Below are 17528 nucleotides of genomic sequence, written 5' to 3'. Positions count from 1 at the left end.
ACAAGGCAGGAGAAACGAAGGATCCATGACGTCGATCGATCTGAACGCCGACCTCGGCGAGGGGTTCGGCCGCTGGCGGCTCACCGACGACGAGCGGCTGCTGTCCGTGGTGACCAGCGCCAATGTGGCGTGCGGTTTCCACGCCGGGGACGCGTCCACCATGCGCCGCGTGTGCGAGCTCGCCGCCGGGCGGGGGGTGCGGATCGGCGCCCAGGTCTCCTACCGGGACCTGGCCGGGTTCGGGCGGCGCGCGATGGACGTGCCGCCCGCCGAACTGGCGGCCGAGGTCGCCTACCAGATCGGCGCCCTGGAGGTGTTCGCCCGCGCGGCGGGCGCCCGCGTGGCGTACGTCAAACCGCACGGGGCGCTGTACAACCGGGTGGTGCGCGACGAGGAGCAGGCCGGCGCGGTCGTCGACGGGGTGCTCCTGGCGGACGCCGCGCTGCCCGTGCTCGGTCTGCCCGGCTCCCGGCTGCTGGAACTGGCCCAGAAAGCGGGTCTGCCGGTGGTCACGGAGGCGTTCGCCGACCGGGCGTACACCGACGGGGGCGCGCTGGTGCCACGTGGTCAGGAGGGCGCCGTGGTCACCGACCCGGAGTCGGTGGTGGCCCGCTCGGTGGACCTGGCCCGCCACGGGGAGGTCGACGCGCACTCGGGACGGCGTATCGAGGTGCGGGCGCGTTCCCTGTGCCTGCACGGTGACACGCCCGGCGCGGTGGACCTGGCGCGACGGGTGCGTGACGCGCTGGAGGCGTCCGGGGTACGGGTGGAGGCCTTCGTATGAGGGTGCTGCGCGTCGGCGAGGACGCGCTGCTCGTCGAGGTCTCCTCGGGCGACGAGGCCCAGGCGCTCCACGCGGAGCTGCTGCGGCGCCGCGCGGAGGGCTCGTTGCCGGCCGGTGAGATCGTCCCGGCGGCGCGCACGGTGCTGCTCGACGGCCTGTCCGATCCGGCCCGGCTGGCCGCCGAACTGACCTCCCTCCGTCTCCCGCCCGTGTCCCCGTACGCGCGGGAGACGGTCGAGATCCCGGTGCGCTACGACGGCCCGGACCTCGCGGACGTCGCCGCGCACTGGGGTGTCCCCGCGCGGGAGGTGGCCCGCGTCCACGCGGGCACCGAGTTCCGTGTCGCCTTCTGCGGGTTCGCGCCCGGCTTCGGCTACCTCACCGGTCTGCCGGCCCGCTACGACGTGCCCCGCCGGGCCACTCCGCGCACCGCCGTCCCGGCCGGCTCGGTGGCGCTGGCGGGTCCCTACACGGGCGTGTACCCGCGGTCCTCGCCGGGCGGCTGGCAGCTGATCGGTACGACCGATCTCGTGCTGTGGGACCACGCGCGCGTGCCGGCGGCGCTGCTCTCCCCCGGCACGCGGGTGCGCTTCGTCCCGGTGACGGGGTCCGCGGCATGACGGACCGCGCGCTCGCCGTCGTCCGTGCGGGAGCCCTCACCACCGTGCAGGACCGGGGCCGTCCTGGACACGCCCATCTCGGCGTCCCCCGTTCCGGGGCGCTGGACGGGCCCGCGGCGGCGCTCGCCAACCGGCTGACCGGCAACCCGCCGGACGCGGCCGTCCTGGAGACGACCCTCGACGGCTGCTCCCTGCGGCCCCGTTCGACGGTCACCGTGGCGGTCACCGGGGCTCCCTGCCCGGTCGCCGTGGACGGACGGCCGGCCGCCTGGGGAGCGCCGGTGCGCGTGCGTGCCGGGTCCGTGCTGGACGTCGGCGCGGCGTTCTCCGGCGTACGCGCCTACGTGGCCGTCTCCGGCGGGATCGCCGTCGAACCGGTGCTGGGCAGCCGCTCCACGGACCTGCTCTCCGGTCTCGGCCCGGCGCCCCTCACGGACGGTGCCGTGCTCCCCCTGGGAACGCCCGGGGAGCCCCACGCGCGCGTGGACGCCGCCCCGCAGCCGGCGCCCCCCGACGAGCTCGTGCTGCGGGTGACGCCGGGCCCGCGCGACGACTGGTTCACCCCGGCCGCCGTACGGCTCCTCACGTCCCGCGCGTACCACGTGTCGCCGGCGAGCAACCGCATCGGACTGCGCACGACCGGACCGGCCCTGGAACGGGCGAGGCGGGACGAACTCCTCAGCGAGGGCATGGTGCTGGGCGCGGTCCAGGTGCCGCCCGACGGCACGCCGGTGGTCTTCCTCGCCGACCATCCGACCACCGGGGGCTACCCGGTGATCGCGGTCGTCCGCCCCGCCGATCTCCCGGCCGCCGCGCAGGCACGCCCCGGCACACCGGTCCGCTTCGTCGCCGTACGGCCCCGCCGACGCCTCTCCGGCGGATGACACCCTGGTCGCGTGCGAGACAGGGAGGCGCCGGCACCGTGGTCCTCCCCGCGCGGGAGGGCAGGTGTGCCCCGTGTCCGGACGGGTCAGGCGGCACCCGGGCGTCGTTCCCCCGTCGACAGCGCGGCCAGGGCGGCCGAGACGGCGGCGGAGGCACGCAGGTCGAGGCGGACGCTGGTGCCCCGCGCGCGGTGGCGCATCTCGTCGGCGGCCAGGGAGAGCAGTTGCGGCAGGAGGTCGGTGCACCGGCGGGCCACCCAGCCGGTGCCGGCCGTGGCCAGCCACCGCAGGCTCGCCCACGCGGTGGGTGCCGGGGAGTCCGGTTCGGGCGAGGGGGCCGGCCCGGTCGCGAGGCCGCGTTCCGTCAGCAGCGCGTGGAACCGCACGGCCAGTTGCCGGTGTCCCGGCTCACCGGGATGCAGCCGGTCCGCGCTCCACATCGACCGGTCGCTGATCCAGTCCCCCTCGCAGGCGTGCAGATGCGCCGCACCGTAACGGTCGGACAGGGCGTGCACGACGGTGTTCACCGCCCGTTGCCGCCGGGCCAGCGGGCGGGCCAGCGCGCCCGGCAGCCCCAGCATCCCGCCCGGATCGGGCAGGCACGCGGTGAGCAGCACGGCGCCCTGCCCGGTACAGGCCGCGTACACCTCGTCCAGCCGGGCCGCCACGTCATGGATGTCGAAGGTGCGGCGCAGGGTGTCGTTGACGCCGACGACGACGGAGACGAGGTCGGGCCGCAGTTCCAGCGCGGCCGGCAACTGCCGTTCGAGCACGTCGCGCGTCTGTGCCCCGCTCACCGCGAGGTTGGTGAACCGCACGGGCCCGGCGCACAGCGACGGCGCGAGCAGCGCGGCCCAGCCGCGCCGTCCGCCGCCGGTACGGTCCCCGACGCCCTCGGTCAGCGAGTCCCCGAGGGCCACGAACCGCAGCGGTCTCACGACAGCCCCCGGGACGCGACCTGCCGTACCGGGGGCACGGCTCCGCCCGCCGTCACCGGCGCGTCGAGGGCCGCGAGGAAGGCCGCCACGGCCGTCCCCCAGCCGAAACGCTCCGCACGCGCGCGTGCCGCCGCGCGCCGGACCTGCTCCGCCCGTTCCAGCAGGAGCTCGACGGCGTCCGCGAACGCCTCCCCCCGGTCCCCGGCGACCGCGCCCGCCGGGCCGATGACCTCCGGAAGCGCCGAGGACGCGCTCGCCACGACGGGCGTACCGCACGCCATCGCCTCCAGCGCGGCGAGCCCGAAGGTCTCGGCGGGCCCCGGTGCCAGGCACACGTCGGCGGACGCCTGGAGCGCACCCAGCAGCCTCCGGTCGCGCACGTGCCCCAGGAAGGTCACCGGCAGGCCGCGCTCCCGCGCGCGCTGTTCGAGCCGTGCCCGCAGAGGCCCGTCCCCGGCGACCACCAGCACCGCGCGCCGTCCGCGCCGCAGCAGCGCCTCCAGCGCGTCCAGCGCGGTCCCGGGCCGTTTCTCCGGGGAGAGCCGGGAGCACATCACGAGCAGCGTCTCCGGCACGCGCGCGTGCCGGGCCCGCAGCCCCGGGTCGTGGAGCGCCGGGTGCCGTTCCACCAGATCGACGCCCAGTGGGGCCCGTACGACATTGCGGGCCCCGATGCGCACGAACTCGCGTGCGGCGAACTCGGTGGTGCACACCACGCGCGCGTACGCGTGTGCGGTGCGCGTGTTGAGGGCGTCCGCGGTGCGCCGGGCGGCCGGCTCGGGCAGTCCCCAGGTGCGCAGCACCCCGTCGGCGGTCTCGTGGGAGACCATGACCGCCGGGACGCGGGCCCGGCGGGCCCACCGCCCGGTCCAGCGCAGGGTCGTACGGTCGGACACTTCGAGCCGGTCGGGGGCCAGGTCCTGGAGCAGGGCGGCGATCCGCCGTCTGTCGGTGAGGACGCGGTAGCCGCCGGTGCCGGGCAGCAGCGGGCCCGGGAGGGTGATCACCCGCCCTTGCTCGGTGTCGTGGTCGCTCTCCCGTTCGCCGGGGACGATGAGCACGGGCCGGTGTCCCGCCTCCAGGTAGCCCTTGCCGAGTTCCCGCAGCGCGGTGCGCAGTCCTCCGGAGGCGGGCGCCACGAAGTTCGCCAGCCGCACGATCCTCAGTGAGAGGCTCATGCCGCCACCGCCGTCCTGCGTCCGGCGCGCACGTCGGCGTAGTGGCCGATGAGCTGGTCACCGACGGCCGCCCAGGTGCGGCCCTCGACCGCCGCGCGTCCTGTCGCCCCGTACGCGGCCCGCAGGGCGGGATCGGCGGCCATGGACCACACCGCGTCGCGTACGGCGGCGGCGTCGCGCGGGGGGACGAGGAGTCCGGTGCGGCCGTGCGCGACCAGGTCCAGCGGGCCGCCCACGGCGGGGGCGATCACGGGTACGCCGCTCGCCATCGCCTCCTGCACGGTCTGGCAGAAGGTCTCGAACGGTCCCGTGTGCGCGAAGACGTCCAGTGAGGCGAAGATCCGCGCGAGGTCCTCGCCGGTGCGGCGGCCGAGGAAGGCCGCGCCGGGCAGTGCCTGCTCCAGGGCCGGCCGGCTGGGTCCGTCGCCGACGACCACGACCCGCACGCCGGGCAGCGTGCCGACCCCGGCCAGCAGCTCGACCTGCTTCTCCGGGGCGAGCCGGCCGACGTAGCCGACGATCAGCTCGCCCTTCGGGGCGAGGGTGCGGCGCAGGGCCTCGTCGCGGAGGCCGGGCCGGAAGCGGACGGTGTCCACACCGCGCGGCCACAGCCGGACCCGGGGCACGCCGTGTGCCTCCAGGTCGCGCAGGGCGGCGCCGGACGGGGCCAGGGTGACGTCAGCGGCCGTGTGCACGGAGCGGATGCGCCGCCAGGCGGCCGCCTCGCCGGCGCCCACGTACGTACGGGCGTATCCGGCGAGGTCGGTCTGGTAGACGGCGACGGTGGGCAGGCCCAGGCGGGCGGCGGCCGCCATGCCGCGCACGCCGAGGACGAAGGGGCCGGCCAGATGGACGACGTCGGCCCGGTGCCCGGCGATCGCGGCGGCCAGGCGCCGGCTGGGGAGGGCGACACGGACCTGGGGGTAGCCGGGGAGGGGCAGGGAGGGAACGCGGACGACGGGGCAGGGCACTCCGTCGCCGGGTTCGTCGCCCGCGACGGCGGGGGCGACGACGAGGGGGGTGTGACCGCGGTCGACGAGGTGCCGGGCGGTCTGGAGCGCGCAGTGGGCCACGCCGTTCACATCAGGCGGAAAGGACTCGGTGACGATGACGACACGCATACCGGTGTTGTCGCCGCGCCGGACGTGGTCACGTCAACGTGGATCTTTCCTCGCGGGAAACGCGCTGTGAGCGTTGCCTCCCTCACCCGCGCAGGTCAGGCGGCATCCACGCACACCTGACCCACGGGTCACCCGTCGTTCACACCACGCGGGCGGAAGGGATCACACGGCGGTCCCCTCCGGGCCGATCCGGCTGCGTACGGCGGTCTGCACCTCGGCCTCCTCGGCCGGGTCCGCGGCGAGCCGGCGCAGGCGTTCGACGACCCGGGTGTCCCCGGTCTCGGCGTGCCGGGCGGCGATCTCGCGGGTGGTCTCCTCGCAGTCCCACAGGCACTCGACGGCGAAGCCGCTGCCGTAGGAGGGGTCGGTCGCGGCGAGGGCGCGGGCGGCTCGGCCCCTCAGATGGGACGAGGCGGTCTCGCGGTAGACATGGCGGAGCACGGGGGCGGCGCAGGCGATGCCGAGGCGTCCGGCGCCGTCGACGAGGGTCCACAGGGTGGGCGCGTCGGGGCCCTCGCCCCGCACCGCCTCCCGGAGCGCCGCGAGGACCAGGTCGCGGTCCTGCAGACCGCCCCGGCAGGCGAGGACCCGGCCGGCGGCGGCGCCGAGCGGGTCGGGCCGGCGGGCCCAGCCCCGCGCCCGGTCGACGGCGGCGAGACTGCGCATGCGTTCGAAGGCGTCGACGGCGGCCTCCACCACGGCCGTCGAACCGGTGGCCACGGCGCCCTCGATCAGGGCGAGGGCGTCGGGATCGTCGCTGTCGGCGAGGTAGCGCAGGGCGGTGCACCGGGCTCCCTCGGTGCCGTCCTGGGCAGCCCGGACGATCTCGGTCCGGTCCTCGGGGCCCGCCACGGCGGCGAGGCAGCGGGCGGCCGGGACGTGGAGCGCGGCGCCGCGCTCGACGCCCTGCTGGGCCCACTCGAACACCGCCTGGACGCTCCAGCCGGGGCGGGGCCCGCCGGGGCGCATCTGCCGCTGCCAGCGGTCGAAGGACCCGGCCTCCTGAGCGGCGCGCACGCGTGTGGCGACGGATGCGCGGGGGTCGTCGGCCCACAATCGCCAGGGCCGTGGCTCGAAGGCGTCGCGGACGGTGGCGGCGAGTTCCGCCTCGCCCTCGGCGTCGGTGGCGAACCGCGCGAGGACCGGGACGGCCAGGGCGCGCAGGCCCGCGTCGTCGTCCCTCAGGGCGAGCTCGTCCAGGGCCCAGGCCCAGTTGGTGCCGTGGGCGGCGTACCTGCGCAGCAGGTCGAGGGCGTCCCGCCTGCCGTAGGAGGCGAGGTGCCCGAGGACCGCGAGGGCGAGTCCGGTGCGGGACTCGTCGGTGTCGAGGACGTCCTCGGGGTCGAAGAGGTGGGCCTCGATCGCGTCCAGTTCGCCGTGCAGATCGAGGTAGAGGCGGGCGTAGTAGAGGGAGCGGTTCTCCACCTGCCAGTCGTGGCGCGGGTCGCGCAGCACACAGTGGTTCAGCGCCGCGAGCGCTTCGGAGCGCGGGGCGGTGAGCGCGTGCAGCGTGCCGTCGCCACGGCCCCGCTGGAGCAGGCCGAGCAGCGTACCGCTGGGCGCTATGACCGGATCGAACATGGGAAACAGCCTCACATCAAGCGTCGACGCAACCGGGGACCTGCGTTACCTGGCCGCGTGACAACACGTCGGGGCGCCCGCCGTTTCCTGCTTGCTGTAGACCATCTCTCTCTGCCTCTCGTCGGTGGCCCATGCGGACCGCATCACGGCCCGCGCGGTGCGGCAACACCTGCCCAGCCATCGCGTCCGTGAATCACGTCGTCATGATGACCCGGCGGTCACATCTACCGCGACCGAAATTTCGGCGGCCCTGTACCGCCTCCCCCGTTTTCCGTGTCGTCGCTGGTCAGAGCGGGTCGCTCAGCGCTCGCCGAACAGGTCGAGCAGTTCCGTACGACCGAACATCCGGGCCGTGTCGACGGCCGAGGGGGTGCCCGCGGACGGGTCCGCGCCACCCTTCAGAAGGGCCTGGATCACCTCGGTCTCGCCCTTGAAGACCGCTCCCGCGAGTGGCGTCTGACCCCGGTCGTTGACGCGGTCCGCGTCGGCGCCGCGCTCCAGCAGCGCGCGCACCGCCTCGGCGTGACCGTGGTACGCGGCGAGCATCACGAGGGAGTCGCCCCGGTCGTTGGTGAGGTCGGCCGGCACGCCCGCGTCGACGTAGGCCACGAGCTCCTCGGTCCGGCCGCGCCGGGCCAGGTCGAAGATCTTGGTCGCCAGCTCCACGACCTCGGGGTCGGGGGCATCGGTCATCGCCGGACCGCCTCTCACTGCACATGCTTCACGCATCGGGGACAGGACGTACGTCTGCGAGCGGTGCAGAGCCGTACGGGTGAATCGCCAGAGTACTGGCTCACCGGGCACATGACCCGTCACGCCCGCGGCAATGATCATGGCAGACCCATTCGGATTAAATGACGGGAATCGACCCAGTTGCACCTTTTATCGTATGGATACATTCTGTGAGTCTGGCAGTACTCATGGTGACTGTCCCCGCGAACCAGGAGAACTCACATGATCGTCTCTATCTCATGCGTGGTGCTGCTCGGCATCGTCGTCTTCATCTTCTTCCGCAAGGACGGACTGAAGGCGTCGCACGCCCTGGTGGCGATGCTCTTCGGCTTCTATCTGGCCAGCACGGCCATCGCACCCAGCATCAAGGCGGGCGGCGAAAGCCTGGCCGGCCTCCTGGGCGGATTCAAGTTCTGATCCGCCCGACCCCGCACCGCCCGTCCGTACGCACCCTCTGGAGACAGCAGTGGCCCGGCGCCCACTCCCCCGCATCCTGAGCAACGGCGGCGCACAGCTCGCCCGGAGCCGGGAACTGGCCAGGACGGCGGCCGACGGCGCCACGGACGTCCTCCATCCGCTGATCACCATCACGCGCGGTCTGCGCCGGCTGGCCTCGGCCGGGCGGCGCAGGTGGGCCGACACGCCCAAGGACCGGCGTGGCGCGCTGCTCTTCCTGGTGGCGTCGGTCCTGCTGGTCGTGGCGCTCGCGCCGTACGGTCCCCTGCTCGCCGTCATCACCCTGATGGCGGCGGCGGCCTGGCAGGGCCGGGACCGCGCCCCCTCGGCGCCCGCCGGCCCCGACGCGTCACAGACCCAGCGCCTGAAGTCGCTCTACGAGGCCCTGGTGCCGTACTTCTCCGCCGCCGAGGACCCCGAGCCGCTCTACGCCCACGGCGGCGACTGGGGGAAGGTCTTCTCCGAGTACGCGTTCGACTCCACCGGCCGGATCGCGCACCTGGTGATCGGCTATCCCGCCTACTTCACCGACGGCGAGCCGGAGTCACGGGCGCGGATCGAGCATCTGCTCGGCGCTAAATCGGGGCGGGGCCGCGAGTACCACTTCGCGTGGGACGAGGAGGCCAACCAGCTCACGGTCCGCGTCCTCGCCCCCCTGCCCACCGACATCGCCGCCCAGCCCTTCGTCACGGCCCCCGGTGAGACGGTCCTCGGCTTCACCGATCCCACCGGGGTGCAGCGGACGCTGCCGCTCACCCACGGCGCCCACGGCGAGGAGCGGCGCGATGTCCCGCCCGTCGTCTGGCGCACCGGCATCCGCTCCACCGAGCCCCATCTGCTCGTGGCCGGCCAGCCGGGCAGCGGCACCTCGACACTGCTGCGCTCGATCGCCCTGCAGGCCCTGCACCACGGCGACGTGGTGATCGTCGACGGCGGGGGCACCGGCGAGTACGCCTGCCTGACCGGCCGGGACGGCGTGCTCGCCGTGGAGTGCGGGCTGACGGGGGCGCTGACGAGCCTGGAGTGGGCCGCGCACGAGACGGAGCGCCGGCTGATCGCGGCCAACCGCGCGCACCAGGCGGGCGACCCGCCGCCCGAGGACACCCGGCGTCCCCTGTGGCTGCTGCTGGACCGGCCGAGTGCGTTCACGCACCTGGCCGCCGCGGAGGGCCGCGAGGATCCCCAGTCGCTGCTCCAGGTTCCGCTGCGGCACGGCCGTCCGGCGAACGTCACCGTGGTCGTCGCCGAGCAGCTCGACGGTCTGGAGGGCCTCAGCGATCCGGTACGGCAGCACACGCGCGCGCGTGTCGTCCTCGGACCCGCGACGGTGGAGGAGCTGAGGGCCGTTCTGGGAGCGCCGCCGCACACCACGCCGGTCGACCAGGTCCCGCCGGGGCGCGGCTACGCCCGGCTGGGCTCGGGACCGGTCCACCGTCTCCAGGTTCCGGCGACGCCGGATCCGTACGACGACGCGACCAGTGAGGCGGAGCGGCAGGCGGTGCTGGATCTGTTGCCGCCGCGGACGACGCCCGCGGACGAGAAGCCGGAGCGGCTGGAGGCGGGGGTGGCGGAGGCTGTGCGCCTCGACAAGGCGGCGCGGGAGAAGGCGGCCGGCGCCGGGACCGAGGGGGCGGCGGAGGCACCCGCCGAGGCGGCGGTGGCGGAGCCCACCGCCTGATGTGCCGCGCCGTTGACGCGTCGGTTCTCGGCGTCCGGTGACGCCGGCTCGGCCGAGTGCTCCCGGGCCGAGGCCGAACGGGCGGCCGGCCCGGCCGGGCGAGGCACGAATCCGCCGACGGGCTTCGGGCGCGGCACACCGGCCGGCCGCCGGGGGTGCCGTGTGGCACGTGCCGCTGCGCCCACCCGTGCCGCCCCAGGGAACCTCCCAGGCCTTCGAGGCACCGGGGAAGGCACGGCTGCCCCGGCCGCAGGGACATCGTCACCTCTCTGAACGTCCGCACGGCCGCGCGCGGTCGAACCGGCGCCGGCACCCCTGGTCACGCCACGAACGTGCGGGGGGTTTCCGTACCGGACGTGCCGCCTGTCTCCACGATGCGGGCTGCCGCGGAGAGGCGTACCGCCGCCTCCTCCGCCACCGCGCCGCCCACCGTGAAGGGGAGGCGTACGTAGCCCTCGAAGGCTCCGTCGACGCCGAAGCGGGGTCCTGACGGGACCCGGACGCCCACCCGTTCGCCCGCCTCGGCGAGGCGGGAGCCCGAGAGGCCGCCGGTGCGCACCCACAGGGTGAGTCCGCCGCGCGGTACCTCGAACTCCCAGTCGGGCAGCTCCCGCCGTACCGCGGCCACCAGCTCGTCCCGGTTCTGCCGGGCCTGGGCACGCCGCACCTCCACCGCCTGTTCCCAGCCACCGGCGCCGAACAGCCAGTTCACGGCCAGCTGTTCCAGCACGGGCGTGCCCAGATCGGCGTACGCGCGTGCGGCGACGAGGCTGCGGATGACGTCGGGTGCCGCGCGTACCCAGCCGATGCGCATGCCGGCCCAGAAGGCCTTGCTCGCCGAGCCGACCGTGATCACCGTGGACCCCGCCGGGTCGAAGGCGCACACCGGGCGCGGCATCTCCACGTCCGGGTCGAGCCACAGCTCGCTCATCGTCTCGTCGGCGACCAGCACCGTGCCCGCGGAACGCGCCGCGTCCACCAGGCGGCGTCGCTGGTCCTCGTCGGCGAGCGCACCGGTCGGGTTGTGGAAGTCGGCCACGACGTACGCGATCCGGGGCGCCGCCTCGCGCAGCACCTGGCGCCAGCGGTCCAGGTCCCAGCCGGTCAGTCCCTCGGCCATGGCGACGGGGACGAGCCGGGCCCCGGCCTCCCGCATCAGCTGGAGGATGTTGGCGTAGGACGGCGACTCGACGGCGATGCGCTCGCCGCGTCCCCCGAAGAGGTGGCAGATGGCGTCGATGGCGCCCATGGCGCCGGTCGTCACCATGATCTGCTCGGGCATGGTCGGGATGCCCCGCGCGGTGTAGCGGTCCGCGATCATCGAGCGCAGCGCGGGCAGCCCGGCGGGATAGTCGCCGTGGGTGTGCGCGTACGGCGGAAGCTCCTCCAGCGCGCCCTGGACGGCCCGGGTGAGCCAGGGCTCGGGCGCGGGCAGCGCGGCACAGCCGAGGTCGATCATCGAGCCGAGGGCTTCGGGCGGCAGCGGTTCGAGTCCCCGCGCGGGTACCGGATTGCCGGCCGGGACCGCGGTCCAGCTGCCCGCGCCGCGCCGTGACTCCAGGAACCCCTCGGTGCGCAGCGCCTCGTAGGCGGCGGCCACGGTGGTGCGGCTGACGGAGAGGGCGAGGGCCAGCTCCCGCTCGGCGGGCAGCCGCGCGGCCACCGGGACGCGCCCTTCCAGCACCAGCAGGCGGATGCCGTCGGCGAGCGCTCGGTAGGCGGGTGGGCGGCGGGTCCCCGGACCGGCCGGACGGTCTTGCTGGGAGTTGAGCAGCCGGGCGAGCTGTGCCGCACCCACTGCGGAGGTCCACTGTGCCACGAGAATCAGTCCACCTTCCCCGGATTGGCCATGGATGACATCATCAACCAAGCCACAGGGTGTCATGCGTCGGTCCACTTCCACCATAGGGGGCACGTTTTGGCCAGGTACTCCTCCCGGCACGGGCATCTCACCCGGCGGCTGTTCCAGCTGTACGCGGGCCTGGCGCTGTACGGCGCGAGCTCGGCGCTGCTGGTGCGGTCGGGACTCGGCCTCGAACCGTGGAACGTGCTGCACCAGGGCCTGTCCGAGCGGACCGGACTGTCGATGGGCGTGGTGCTGACGCTCTTGGGCGCGGCGGTGCTGCTGCTGTGGATCCCGCTGCGTCAGCGGCCGGGCCTCGGCACCGTCTCCAACGTGCTGGTGATCGGCGCGGCGATGGACGCGGCTCTGGCCCTGATCCCCGACGCGCACGCCATGGCCGTACGCGTGCCGCTGATGGCGGCGGGCATCGTGCTCAACGGCGCGGCGACCGGACTGTACATCGCGGCGCGCTTCGGCCCGGGCCCGCGCGACGGACTGATGACGGGACTGAACCGGCGCACCGGGGTGTCGGTCCGCCTGGTCCGCACGGCCATCGAGATCACGGTCGTCGTCACGGGCTTCCTCCTCGGCGGCACGGTGGGCGCCGGCACCCTGCTGTACGCGGTGACGATCGGCCCGCTCGCCCAGCTCTTCCTGCGCGCCTTCGCCGTCCCCTCGACATCCGGCGGCAGCACGGTCGTCGCCGGCGGTCGGCCACGGCGCGCGATACTGCGTCCGTGACCCCGCGGATACGCCACCCCTACCTCGACCGTCCCGGCCCGATCGCCTTCGCCCACCGGGGCGGGGCGGCGGACGGCCTGGAGAACACCGTCCGGCAGTTCCGGCGCGCCGTCGAGGCCGGCTACCGGTACATCGAGACCGACGTCCACGCCACGCGCGACGGCCGGCTCGTCGCCTTCCACGACGCGACCCTCGACCGGGTGACGGACGGCGCGGGCCGGATCGCCGATCTGCCGTGGCGGGACGTGGCGCACGCGCGCGTGGCGGGCGAGGAACCGGTCCCCCTGTTCGAGGAACTCCTGGAGACCTTCCCCGAGGTGCGCTGGAACGTCGACGTGAAGGCCGAACCGGCTCTCCTGCCGTTCCTGGACCTCGTCGGGCGCACCGGTTCCTGGGACCGGGTCTGCCTCGGCTCGTTCTCCGAGGCCCGCGTGGTGCGCGCCCAGCGGCTGGCCGGTCCCCGGCTGGCCACCTCCTACGGCACCCGGGGCGTGCTGAACCTGCGGCTGCGGTCCTGGGGGCTGCCGGCCGCGGTACGCCGGTCGGCCGTCGCCGCCCAGGTCCCCGAGCGGCAGTCGGGCATCCAGGTGGTCGACCGCCGATTCGTACGGACCGCCCACGCGCTCGGGCTCCAGGTGCACGTGTGGACGGTCAACGAGGCGGAGCGGATGCACCGGCTCCTGGACCTCGGGGTGGATGGCATCATGACCGATCACATCGACACACTGCGCAAGGTCATGGAGGACCGCGGCGTCTGGGTCTGAGACCCCGCGCCCGGCCGCCTCCGCGCGCTCACGGGGAAGCGAGGGCACGGGTGGACACCGACACCGTGCGGTCAGCGGCGGGGGACGAGGCCACCGGCCGGCGGCGCGAGCAGCACGGCTGGTACTTCTACGACTGGGCGTGCTCCGTGTACTCCACGAGCGTGCTCACCGTGTTCCTCGGCCCCTATCTGACCTCGGTCGCCGAGGCCGCGGCGGACGCGGACGGGTTCGTCCACCCGCTGGGCATACCGGTGCGCGCGGGCTCCTTCTTCGCCTACTCGGTCTCCCTGTCGGTGATCCTGGCCGTGCTGGTGATGCCGCTGGTGGGGGCCGCCGCCGACCGCACCGGCCGCAAGAAGCCGCTGCTCGCGGCCGCCGCGTACACCGGGGCCGCGGCGACGACGGGCATGTTCTTCCTCGGCGGCGAACGCTATCTGCTCGGCGGTCTGCTGCTGGTGGTGGCGAACGCGGCGCAGTCGGTCGCGATGATGCTCTACAACTCCTACCTCCCGCAGATCGCCCCGCCCGAGGAGCGCGACGCGGTCTCCTCGCGCGGGTGGGCCTTCGGATACGCGGCCGGGTCCCTGGTCCTCGTCCTGAACCTCGTCCTCTACACCGGTCACGAAAGCTTCGGCGTCTCCGAGGGGACGGCGGTGCGCGTCTGCCTGGCGTCGGCCGGTCTGTGGTGGGGTGCCTTCGCGCTGGTGCCGCTGCGCCGGCTGCGCGACCGCCGCGCTCCCGCGCGGGAGGCGGCCCTGCCGGGCTTCCGGCAGCTCGCGGCGACCGTCCGCGACATGCGCCGGCACCCGCTGACGCTGGCGTTCCTGCTGGCGTACCTGGTCTACAACGACGGCATCCAGACGGTGATCACCCAGGCCTCGGTGTACGGCTCCGAGGAACTGGGGCTCGGACAGTCGACGCTCATCACGGCCGTGCTGCTGGTCCAGGTACTGGCGGTGGCGGGCGCGCTGGCACTGGGCCGGCTGGCCCGGCGGTACGGCGCGAAGCGCGCGATCCTCGGCTCCCTGGCCGCCTGGACCCTGACCCTGGCCGCCGGGTACTTCCTGCCCGCTGAAGCCCCTGTGTGGTTCTTCGTGCTGGCGGCCGGAATCGGTCTGGTCCTCGGCGGCAGCCAGGCGCTGTCCCGCTCGCTCTTCTCCCATCTCGTACCGCCCGGCAAGGAGGCCGAGTACTTCTCCGCGTACGAGGTGAGCGACCGCGGGACGAGCTGGCTGGGGCCGCTGCTGTTCGGCCTCACCTACCAGCTCACGGGCAGCTACCGGGACGCGATCATCTCCCTGGTGGGCTTCTTCGTCCTGGGATTCGTCCTGCTCGCGCGGGTGCCGGTGCGGCGGGCGATCAGCGAAGCGGGCAACCCGGTTCCCGAACGGATTTAGCGCTGAGCGCGAAAGGGCTGTAGTGTACGCGTTTGGCCTGCCAGGCGTACCGTTACTGCGCGTCAAAGATGCCGAACGCTGAGTCGCATCTCCTTATGGGTGTGACAAACCGGACGTCGGGGGGTACTGCACTGGTTGACAAGGCTGCGGCTACGACGGCGACGCATGACCCGGATCGGAACTCGGGACGGGAATCTTTACCGCCGCCCGGACGTTGACCGGATGACGACGACAGCGACACCTGTCCTGTGGGCGACAAGCCCGGGAGGCACGATTCATGAGTGAGCGAGCTCTTCGCGGCACGCGCCTCGTGGTGACCAGCTACGAGACGGACCGCGGCATCGACCTGGCCCCGCGCCAGGCCGTGGAGTACGCATGCGAGAAGGGGCACCGCTTCGAGATGCCCTTCTCGGTCGAGGCGGAGATCCCGCCGGAGTGGGAGTGCAAGGTCTGTGGTGCCCAGGCACTCCTGGTGGACGGCGACGGCCCCGAGGAGAAGAAGGCCAAGCCCGCGCGTACGCATTGGGACATGCTGATGGAGCGGCGCACCCGAGAGGAACTCGAAGAGGTCCTCGAGGAGCGTCTCGCCGTTCTGCGCTCCGGTGCGATGAACATCGCGGTTCACCCCAGGGACAGCCGAAAGTCGGCTTGATCCCGCCGGGGACCTGGGCGAGGCCACACACGCACAGCGGCACACAGGACCGCGGGCGCCGTACATCTCGTACGGCGCCCGCGGTCCTGTGTGCGTGCGGGCCCGGCCGCCCTCAGCGGGTCAGTGGCGGGCGCGGTCCCTGCGGGGTGTCCCCCGGAGCGCCTCCGGGTTCGTCCCGGACGACCTCGCCCTGGACGACCTTGCCGTCGGGCCGGCGCATACGGGCCTGCTGGAAGACATCTCCGAGGGAGCCCCGCGCGGTCTCGCGGAGCTTGCGCTCGAAGGTCCGCTCGGCGTGACGGCTCACGGCCTTCTGCACCGGCGGCACCAGCAGGAGCAGCCCCACCGCGTCCGAGATCACGCCGGGGATGATCAGGAGCAGGCCGCCCAGCATCGTCAGGCCGCTGCCCTCGCTGTTCGGCCGGGCCTCGGACAGCATCCCGCCCTGCTGCTGTTGCAGCGTCTCGGTCAGGTTCCTGAAGGCCCGCCGACCGGCCCGCTTGATGACGGCCGAGCCGAGGACGAGGCCGGCCACCAGGATCAGGAAGACCACCAGTCCGTTCGACGCCCCGGCGACCATGGTGAGCAGCCAGATCTCCAGCACGAGCCATGCGGCGACACCCAGCGGCAGGAAGGTGCGCAGCCGGGAGCGCCGGGGCCGGGCGGGATACGGGGTCTGAGCGCCAGTCGTCATGCTCCCAGTGTGCCTGGGCCCGGCTCAGCGCGGGATAAGCGGGATCACCGGGACCCCCGGGCTGAACAGACGGTCGTACGCCTACGCTTCGGACCGCTTGACGTCCGGCTCGGGCTGCTTGACGTCCAAGTCGGGCCGCTGTTTGTCGTCGCCGCGTCCGAGGACCTTGCCGACCCTCTCCCCCACACCCCACGCCGTGACCCGCCACAGCGCCTCGACGAGGATGTCGCGGCTCATCTTGGAGTCGCCGAGCTCGCGCTCGACGAACGTGATGGGAACCTCGACGACGTGATAGCCGGCCTTCACCGCGCGGCGGGCCAGGTCGACCTGGAAGCAGTACCCCTGGGAGGCCACGTCCTCGAGGCCCAGGCCCTCCAGCGTCTCGCGGCGGAAGGCGCGGAAGCCGCCGGTGATGTCGCGCAGCGGCAGGTCGAGCGCCACGCGCGAGTAGAGGCTGCCCCCGCGCGAGATGACCTCACGGGACTTCGGCCAGTTCACCACCCGGCCGCCGGGCACCCAGCGCGAACCGAGCACCAGGTCGGCGCCCTTGAGGGCGGTCAGCAGACGGGGCAGCTCCTCGGGCTGGTGGGAGCCGTCGGCGTCCATCTCGATCAGTACGCCGTAGCCGTGCTCCATGCCCCAGCGGAAACCCGCGAGATAGGCCGCGCCCAGGCCTTCCTTGCCCTTGCGGTGCAGCACCTGGACGTGGTCGTCCCCGGCGGCCAGTTCGTCGGCGAGCTTGCCCGTGCCGTCGGGGCTGTTGTCGTCGGCCACGAGAACGTGCGCCTCGGGAACGGCCTCGCGCACCCGGCCGACGATCGCCTTGATGTTCTCCGCCTCGTTGTAGGTCGGGATGATCACCAGAGCCGTGCCGAGCGGGCCGAAGTTCCGCCCCTGGGATCCTGCCGCGAGGGTCCCGTCGCCGTCGTTCACTGCTGCCCCTTCATGTCCTGTGCGCAGGGTCCCACCATAGTGGGCACGGCCCGCGCCGACGTGACGGGACGTTCATATGGTGGTGTCGTTTACCGAAGATCGGGTAGGAACATACTTTTTGGGCGTGCGGGAGAGAGCGCGGGACAGCGGATGGGGGCCCGGCGCCCTTCGGGCCGGCCCGGGACCCGCCGGCTGCGGATCGGCCTGGAGCCGTTGTCTACTGAACGCCCGGGCCCCATCCGGGGGTCGCACCTCCCCGGCCGGTCGGCCCGTCCCTCGGTACCGTGCCGCCGCTGGGCCTGGTTCCCGGGGACGGTGCCCCGGTGCGGCGCACCGTCCCTGACCCAGCGGTACCGACACGAGTGGCCGGACGTTCTCCGGTCGGGCGTCGGTGGTGGACCCGGCCGAACCTACCGGCCTCCCGCGGCCGCCTGTCAACAGTCGTCCGGCCTGCGCGATGCGGTTCGCATACCTGGTCGGCGAGGAGGAGGCGCAGGTCGCGGGAGAAGGGCGCGGCACATGATCGTCACCG

17 protein-coding genes are annotated in these 17528 nt (G+C 73.9%); 9 read left to right on the top strand and 8 right to left on the bottom strand.

Translation table 11 applies throughout. The features are described 5' to 3' along the window. Positions 1–25 precede the first annotated feature (25 nt). From IH50_RS0127680 to IH50_RS0127670, 3 genes are read left to right on the top strand one after another with little or no spacing between them, the layout of a single operon-like run. A complete protein-coding gene (locus IH50_RS0127680) occupies positions 26–784 on the top strand; it encodes a LamB/YcsF family protein (protein WP_030867913.1) in 759 nt (252 codons plus the stop codon). Then, the gene (locus tag IH50_RS0127675; RefSeq protein WP_030867910.1) at positions 781–1404 is read left to right on the top strand and encodes a 5-oxoprolinase subunit B family protein; all 624 of its coding nucleotides are present in this window, start codon (positions 781–783) and stop codon (positions 1402–1404) included. The genes IH50_RS0127680 and IH50_RS0127675 overlap by 4 nt, the downstream gene beginning before the upstream one ends. Beyond that, positions 1401–2288 (top strand): biotin-dependent carboxyltransferase family protein, encoded by an 888-nt coding sequence (locus tag IH50_RS0127670; RefSeq protein ID WP_030867907.1) that lies wholly within the window; start codon positions 1401–1403, stop codon positions 2286–2288. Before IH50_RS0127675 ends, IH50_RS0127670 begins: the two co-directional genes overlap by 4 nt. Before the next feature lie 86 nt (positions 2289–2374). On the opposite strand, the gene IH50_RS0127665 is transcribed toward IH50_RS0127670, so the two are convergent. The 5 genes from IH50_RS0127665 to IH50_RS0127645 form a co-directional block, all read right to left on the bottom strand. Beyond that, positions 2375–3226 carry an SGNH/GDSL hydrolase family protein gene (locus IH50_RS0127665; RefSeq protein ID WP_030867906.1) on the bottom strand — a complete coding sequence of 284 codons (852 nt, stop codon included), beginning with the start codon at positions 3224–3226 and terminating at the stop codon, positions 2375–2377. Continuing rightward, positions 3223–4404: a glycosyltransferase gene (locus IH50_RS0127660; protein WP_030867904.1), complete on the bottom strand. Its 1182-nt coding sequence runs from the start codon at positions 4402–4404 to the stop codon at positions 3223–3225. The genes IH50_RS0127665 and IH50_RS0127660 overlap by 4 nt, the downstream gene beginning before the upstream one ends. Beyond that, a complete protein-coding gene (locus IH50_RS0127655; protein ID WP_030867902.1) occupies positions 4401–5525 on the bottom strand; it encodes a glycosyltransferase family 4 protein in 1125 nt (374 codons plus the stop codon). Before IH50_RS0127655 ends, IH50_RS0127660 begins: the two co-directional genes overlap by 4 nt. A 162-nt stretch (positions 5526–5687) precedes the next feature. Continuing rightward, positions 5688–7106, bottom strand: a complete 1419-nt coding sequence (locus tag IH50_RS0127650; protein ID WP_030867900.1) for a hypothetical protein — start codon at positions 7104–7106, stop codon at positions 5688–5690. Positions 7107–7406: 300 nt separating this feature from the next. Further along, entirely contained in the window at positions 7407–7799 is a 393-nt protein-coding gene (locus IH50_RS0127645; protein WP_030867898.1) for an ankyrin repeat domain-containing protein, read from the bottom strand. Positions 7800–8060: 261 nt separating this feature from the next. Here IH50_RS0127645 and IH50_RS0127640 point away from each other — a divergent pair, with 261 nt between their 5' ends. Together IH50_RS0127640 and IH50_RS0127635 are read left to right on the top strand one after the other, a co-directional pair. Further along, on the top strand, positions 8061–8255 hold the full coding sequence (locus IH50_RS0127640) for a hypothetical protein (RefSeq protein WP_030867896.1): 195 nt from the start codon (positions 8061–8063) through the stop codon (positions 8253–8255). Positions 8256–8304: 49 nt separating this feature from the next. After that, a complete protein-coding gene (locus IH50_RS0127635; protein WP_037872957.1) occupies positions 8305–9972 on the top strand; it encodes a membrane protein in 1668 nt (555 codons plus the stop codon). A 319-nt stretch (positions 9973–10291) separates the two neighbouring features. Here IH50_RS0127635 and IH50_RS0127630 read toward each other — a convergent pair whose 3' ends face one another. Beyond that, the gene (locus IH50_RS0127630) at positions 10292–11791 is read right to left on the bottom strand and encodes a PLP-dependent aminotransferase family protein (RefSeq protein WP_030867890.1); all 1500 of its coding nucleotides are present in this window, start codon (positions 11789–11791) and stop codon (positions 10292–10294) included. Between the two features lie 30 nt (positions 11792–11821). Here IH50_RS0127630 and IH50_RS0127625 point away from each other — a divergent pair, with 30 nt between their 5' ends. The 4 genes from IH50_RS0127625 to IH50_RS0127610 all read left to right on the top strand — a co-directional run bounded on the left by IH50_RS0127625 (position 11822) and on the right by IH50_RS0127610 (position 15369). Beyond that, positions 11822–12556, top strand: coding sequence for a YczE/YyaS/YitT family protein (locus IH50_RS0127625; RefSeq protein WP_420709124.1), 735 nt, complete (start codon positions 11822–11824; stop codon positions 12554–12556). Then, positions 12553–13320 carry a glycerophosphodiester phosphodiesterase gene (locus IH50_RS0127620; protein ID WP_030867885.1) on the top strand — a complete coding sequence of 256 codons (768 nt, stop codon included), beginning with the start codon at positions 12553–12555 and terminating at the stop codon, positions 13318–13320. The genes IH50_RS0127625 and IH50_RS0127620 overlap by 4 nt, the downstream gene beginning before the upstream one ends. Before the next feature lie 50 nt (positions 13321–13370). Then, entirely contained in the window at positions 13371–14717 is a 1347-nt protein-coding gene (locus IH50_RS0127615; protein ID WP_030867883.1) for an MFS transporter, read from the top strand. A gap of 277 nt (positions 14718–14994) precedes the next feature. Next, a complete protein-coding gene (locus IH50_RS0127610) occupies positions 14995–15369 on the top strand; it encodes an RNA polymerase-binding protein RbpA (protein WP_003977404.1) in 375 nt (124 codons plus the stop codon). 112 nt (positions 15370–15481) lie between these two features. On the opposite strand, the gene fxsA is transcribed toward IH50_RS0127610, so the two are convergent. After that, positions 15482–16063 (bottom strand): FxsA family membrane protein, encoded by a 582-nt coding sequence (fxsA, locus tag IH50_RS0127605; RefSeq protein ID WP_030867880.1) that lies wholly within the window; start codon positions 16061–16063, stop codon positions 15482–15484. Positions 16064–16144: 81 nt separating this feature from the next. After that, positions 16145–16996, bottom strand: a complete 852-nt coding sequence (locus IH50_RS0127600; protein WP_037872953.1) for a polyprenol monophosphomannose synthase — start codon at positions 16994–16996, stop codon at positions 16145–16147. Between the last annotated feature and the right edge of the window lie 532 nt (positions 16997–17528).

Origin of the sequence: Streptomyces sp. NRRL S-37, assembly GCF_000721605.1 — a bacterium.
In the GTDB taxonomy this organism is placed as follows: Bacteria; Actinomycetota; Actinomycetes; order Streptomycetales; family Streptomycetaceae; genus Streptomyces.
This window is presented reverse-complemented; position numbering and strand designations above follow the sequence as displayed.